Consider the following 5,053-nt stretch of genomic DNA (forward strand, 5'->3'; position numbering starts at 1 on the left):
GGGGGCCCCCCGGCCGCCGCGAGGCGCGCCGCGCCCGGCACGGCGGGGAGCGGGCCGGCGGGCGCCTGCGGCCGGACGAGGACCTGGGGCGAGAACAGGTCCTCGGGCGCCAGATGGGTGGGCGCGAGGACGACGTACGTGACGAGCGGCTGGGCGGGCTCGCCCGCGGTCACCACCCGCAGGTGCCGCGGGCCCGCCGCGGTCGTCCCGGCGGCGTTCTCGGCGTGGATCTCGATGGGCTGCTGCACGATGGGGCTCCTTCGTGAGGAGATGCGTGACGGCGGCGGAGTAGGGCCCGGCGGTCACGCGGGCGGGTCCGGGGCGCGGCCGGGTGACAGGCGCCGCCGGGGGCTCCGGCCGGGGCGCACGCGCCGCGCGGGGGCGGCGACGGGCCCGGCCGGGGGAGGGGAGTGAGGGGGGGAGAGGGTTCAGCCGGCCTTCGGGGTGGCCGCGCGGGCGAGCGGTCGGCTCACCGGGCGGGATGCCACGGGAAGGGGCTCAGCGGCCGTCGGCACAGATCGCGCTGGCGTTGCGTCGCAGATCGACGTCCAACCGCGCCACGAGGTACTCGGCCTGGCTCACGGGGAAAGGCTCCCATCCCGGCGCGAGACGCGTCAACGCCGGTCGGCGCCCGTCTCATCATGCGGCGCGCGTACCGGGGGCGGGGCCCGGCCCGCGCACGGGTGCCCGGGACCGGCCCTCCACGGCCGACCGGCGGGGCCGCCGCCGCGACGCGGGGCCGACTCGTCCGGAAAACGGAAAGACCCCAGATCAACTGGGGCCTTCGCTGGTGTCCGAGGGGGGACTTGAACCCCCACGCCCGATAAAGGGCACTAGCACCTCAAGCTAGCGCGTCTGCCATTCCGCCACCCGGACAAGGTGTCCGCCGGAGGCCTGCGGCCGTTCCGACGTGGGAAACCATAGCAAACATCGGGCGGCCTCCGATCACACCGGTGGCGGGGGGCACCATGGGGGGATCACCAGCATCGATCGTGGGAGTGAGCAGCGTGAGCGAGCCGAGCGCCAACCGGACGGTGGCGGGCGAGGACGAGGTCGTGGACCTCTGCCGCGACCTGATCAGGATCGACACCAGCAACTACGGCGACCACTCCGGGCCGGGCGAGCGCGCGGCCGCCGAGTACGTCGCGGAGAAGCTCGCCGAGGTCGGCCTCGAACCGCAGATCTTCGAGTCGCACAAGGGCCGCGCCTCCACGGTGGCCCGGATCGAGGGCGAGGACCCCTCGCGGCCCGCCCTGCTGATCCACGGCCACACGGACGTCGTCCCGGCGAACGCCGCCGACTGGACGCACGACCCCTTCGCCGGCGAGATCGCCGACGGCTGCCTCTGGGGCCGGGGCGCGATCGACATGAAGGACATGGACGCGATGACCCTCGCGGTCGTCCGCGACCGGATGCGCAGCGGGCGCAAGCCCCCGCGCGACATCGTGCTGGCCTTCCTCGCCGACGAGGAGGCGGGCGGCACGTACGGCGCGCGCTACCTGGTCGACCACCACCGGGACCTGTTCGACGGCGTCACCGAGGGCATCAGCGAGGTCGGCGGCTTCTCCTTCGACGCCCGCGAGGACCTGCGGCTCTACCTCGTGCAGACCGCCGAGAAGGGCATGCACTGGATGAAGCTGACCGTGGACGGGACCGCCGGCCACGGCTCGATGACCAACACGGACAACGCGATCACCGAGCTGTGCGAGGCCGTCGCCCGCCTCGGCAGGCACGAGTGGCCCGTGCGCGTGACGAAGACCGTGCGTTCCTTCCTGGACGAGCTGTCCGACGCCCTCGGCACCCCGCTCGACCCGGAGAACATGGAAGCCACCCTCACCAAGCTGGGCGGCATCGCCAAGATGGTCGGCACGACGCTGCGCAACTCCGCCGCGCCCACCATGCTCGGGGCCGGCTACAAGGTGAACGTCATCCCCGGCCAGGCCACCGCGCACGTGGACGGCCGCTTCCTGCCGGGCTTCGAGGACGAGTTCCTCACCGACCTCGACCGCATCCTCGGCCCGCGCGTGCGGCGCGAGGACGTGCACGCGGACAAGGCGGTGGAGACGACGTTCGACGGCGACCTGGTCGAGGCGATGCAGACGGCGCTCAGCGCCGAGGACCCGATCGCGCGAGCCGTGCCGTACATGCTCTCCGGCGGCACGGACGCGAAGTCCTTCGACGACCTCGGCATCCGCGGCTTCGGCTTCGCCCCGCTCCGGCTGCCGCCCGAGCTGGACTTCGCCGGCATGTTCCACAGCGTGGACGAGCGGGTCCCGGTGGACGGCCTGAAGTTCGGCACGCGCGTCCTGGACCGCTTCATCGACCACTGCTGAGCCGGTCCTCCCGCCTCGTCCCGTCCTGTCCTGCCCTGCGCTGTTCTGTCTGCCGGCGGGCCGGGCGCGCGATTCGCTCGTGCGTCCGGCCCCCTCACGGGGACGAGTGAATCCGACCATAAGCTCGTAGCCCCATTAGTCCCTCCTCGTTACAGGTGTGCGGTCCGCAGCTGGGGCCGCGCTTTGCCAACAAGGAGGAAGAATGATCAAGAAGGTCGTCGCTGCTGCGGCTGTCACCGGTGGTCTGGTGCTCGCGGGCGCCGGTATCGCCTCCGCCGACGCGGGCGCGCAGGGTGCCGCCGTGCAGTCCCCGGGTGTTCTCTCCGGCAACGTCGTTCAGGTGCCGGTGCACATCCCGGTGAACGTGTGCGGCAACACGGTCTCCGTGATCGGGCTGCTGAACCCCGCCTTCGGCAACACCTGCGTCAACGCGTGACGTTGTAGGTCGGCCCGCACTGGGCCCGAACCCGGGTGGCCCCGGAGTGCGAGCCATGCACTCCGGGGCCACTGGGCATCCCGTCCCCGGCGTTGACCAGGGGCATTCCGCATGGCAGAAGGCAGGAACCAGGACATGAGACAGGGCACGCGCAAGGGCATGATCACTTTCGCGGCCGCGGGCGGCGTCATCGCCCTCGGCGGGGGAGTGGCACACGCCGACTCCGGAGCCGAGGGCAAGGCCGTCGGTTCGCCGGGTGTGCTGTCCGGCAACACCGTTCAGGTGCCGGTGCACATCCCGGTCAACGTGTGCGGCAACACGGTGAACGTCGTCGGACTGCTGAACCCGGCGATGGGCAACAACTGCGCCAACGTCTCCGGCGGGGCGCCCCACACCGGCGGCAGCCGGGGCGGCGGCTCCTCCCACCAGGGCGGGGGCGCCCACCACGGCGGCGGTTCGGACAGCGGTTCGCACGGCGGCTCGCACCACGGCGGCGGCACGCCCCCGCGCGACGGGAACGGCGGCGGTTCGCATCACGGAGGAGGCGCGCACCAGGGCGGCGGTTCGCACTCCGGCGGCTCGCACCAGGGCGGCGGCTCGCACTCCGGTGGCGGGTCGCACGCGGGCGGCGGCTCGTCCCACTCGCCGGGCGTCGGCTCCGGCAACGGCGTGGACGTGCCGATCGACATCCCGGTCAACGTCTGCGGCCTCGGTCTGGACGTCATCGGCCTGGGCAACCCGGTGACGGGCGAGTCCTGCGCGAACGTGGAGACGCCCCCGGCGCCCCCCGCCCCGCACCACCCGGCCACGCCGGTGACCCCCGCGACCCCGCCGGCCCCGCACCCGGCGACCCACCGCAACGTGCCGCCGAACGCCCCCGAGCCCCAGACGGTCCCCGAGCCCGTCGCCCAGCTCGCGCACACGGGCGCGGGCGGCCTGGGGATCGCGGGTTCGGCAGCCGCCGGCATGGTCCTCGCGGGCGCCATCCTCTACCGCCGCTCCCGCGCCGCCGCGTAACGACGTGGCCGCGTGAGCGCACACGGAGACCGGGACGGGCCCCGCAGTCCTCACACGGGCGGGGCCCGTTCCGCTGTCACGGGCAGGGCGGCGCTCACCAGGTGGCGCGCACCTGTCGGATGATGCGCCTGCGCAGCCGCACCCGGCGGCTGCCGTCCCGGTGCAGGGTCAGGCGGTCCAGTTCCCAGTGCCCGTACTCGGCATGGTCCGTCAGCAGACGGGCGGCATCCGTGCGGGACACCCCGCGGGGCACGTACACGTCGACAAATTCGTATTCCGGCATCGCATCTATTGTGCGACCAGACCCCGGATACGGATAGCGTCTGCACTATGTCTGATGCTGCGCAGCCCACCGCTGCCGACGTACGCGCCGCCGCCGAGGCGGTCAAGGCCGCCCTCGACCGGCACTTGGCGGCAGTCGAGAACCGCACGGGTGAGGACGACCAGGACGTTTCCGCGGCGTTCAACGCGCTGGCCGCGGCGGCCGAGGTCTACGACGAGCGCCTCTACAACCGGTACGACGAGGTCACCCCCTTCGAGATCCCGGAACCGGACGACTCCCTCCCGCCGTACGCGGGCCCCGAGGAACCGCACGCGCTGAGCGTGCTGATCCGCCGCGACTACGCGGTCCTCGAACCGGAACGGCTCCTGGCACAGGCACAGCGCATCGCCGACGCGGACGACGACGTGGCCACGGCGGCCGGTGCGGCAGCCGTCGTCGGCGGCAGCGTGCACGCGGCACTCGGCGTGCTCTTCGGCGAGTACGAACCGGACGAGATCGCCTCGCGCCACAAGGAGTTCGGCCTGGAGGAGGGGGACTCCACGCTGTGGGTCTCGGCGGTCGACGAGCTGCCCGAACCCGGCGAATGGCTGGCCTCGCCGTTCGAGCAGGCGGACCCGCAGCAGGTCGTCTGCCGCTTCGACGTGAGCGCGGTCTTCGACGAGGACGACCTCGACGCGGACGACGACCTGGAGGAGCAGGAGGCGTAGGGCCGGGCCCCGCAGGGCCGGTGCCCGCCCGCCGCGCCCGCTCGCCTGCCCTCCGGCCCGCCTCTCGGCGCGCCCCGGAAGCCGCCCCCGCACATGGGGGGCGGCTTTCCGCCGTTCGGGGGAAGCCGCCCGCGCACGGGCACCCGCGGCCGCCCGGGAACTCGGCATCAGCTCCGAGTCTCTGCGCGGCTGGTACCGCAAGGCCAAGGCAGACCGGGGTGAGGGCGGCTCCGGTGAGCTGACCAGCGCTGAGCGCCAGGAGCTCAAGCGGCTGCGC

Annotated in this window: 6 protein-coding genes and 1 tRNA gene; 4 read left to right on the plus strand and 3 right to left on the minus strand. The window is 73.4% G+C overall.

What is annotated here, in order from left to right:
- Positions 1–248 (minus strand): hypothetical protein (locus tag L1885_RS23355; RefSeq protein WP_235799140.1); only part of this gene is annotated, 248 nt, incomplete at its 3' end.
- 540 nt (positions 249–788) lie between these two features.
- A tRNA-Leu gene (locus tag L1885_RS23360) sits at positions 789–876 on the minus strand.
- Between the two features lie 92 nt (positions 877–968).
- On the opposite strand from L1885_RS23360, the gene L1885_RS23365 reads away from it, so the two are divergent.
- From L1885_RS23365 to L1885_RS29275, 3 genes are all read left to right on the plus strand, one after another.
- Positions 969–2,333, plus strand: coding sequence for a M20/M25/M40 family metallo-hydrolase (locus L1885_RS23365; RefSeq protein WP_268984415.1), 1,365 nt, complete (start codon positions 969–971; stop codon positions 2,331–2,333).
- A 202-nt stretch (positions 2,334–2,535) separates the two neighbouring features.
- Positions 2,536–2,769: a chaplin ChpH gene (gene chpH, locus L1885_RS23370; protein ID WP_235799142.1), complete on the plus strand. Its 234-nt coding sequence runs from the start codon at positions 2,536–2,538 to the stop codon at positions 2,767–2,769.
- A gap of 135 nt (positions 2,770–2,904) precedes the next feature.
- Positions 2,905–3,786, plus strand: coding sequence for a chaplin (locus L1885_RS29275; RefSeq protein ID WP_235799143.1), 882 nt, complete (start codon positions 2,905–2,907; stop codon positions 3,784–3,786).
- Positions 3,787–3,880: 94 nt separating this feature from the next.
- On the opposite strand, the gene L1885_RS23380 is transcribed toward L1885_RS29275, so the two are convergent.
- Complete coding sequence (locus tag L1885_RS23380; RefSeq protein ID WP_235799144.1) at positions 3,881–4,069, minus strand: DUF5703 family protein; 189 nt, start codon at positions 4,067–4,069, stop codon at positions 3,881–3,883.
- Between the two features lie 47 nt (positions 4,070–4,116).
- On the opposite strand from L1885_RS23380, the gene L1885_RS23385 reads away from it, so the two are divergent.
- Positions 4,117–4,776: a hypothetical protein gene (locus tag L1885_RS23385; RefSeq protein ID WP_235799145.1), complete on the plus strand. Its 660-nt coding sequence runs from the start codon at positions 4,117–4,119 to the stop codon at positions 4,774–4,776.
- The last annotated feature ends 277 nt before the right edge of the window (positions 4,777–5,053 follow it).

The organism is Streptomyces fuscigenes (genome assembly GCF_021556455.1).
GTDB lineage: Bacteria > Actinomycetota > Actinomycetes > Streptomycetales > Streptomycetaceae > Streptomyces > Streptomyces fuscigenes.

Coding starts and splice junctions, on each gene's coding strand:
- L1885_RS23365 (WP_268984415.1), top strand. CDS start 969: ATGGGGGGATCACCAGCATCGATCGTGGGAGTGAGCAGCGTGAGCGAG.
- chpH (WP_235799142.1), top strand. CDS start 2,536: ATGATCAAGAAGGTCGTCGCTGCTGCGGCTGTCACCGGTGGTCTGGTG.
- L1885_RS29275 (WP_235799143.1), top strand. CDS start 2,905: ATGAGACAGGGCACGCGCAAGGGCATGATCACTTTCGCGGCCGCGGGC.
- L1885_RS23380 (WP_235799144.1), bottom strand. CDS start 4,069: ATGCCGGAATACGAATTTGTCGACGTGTACGTGCCCCGCGGGGTGTCC.
- L1885_RS23385 (WP_235799145.1), top strand. CDS start 4,117: ATGTCTGATGCTGCGCAGCCCACCGCTGCCGACGTACGCGCCGCCGCC.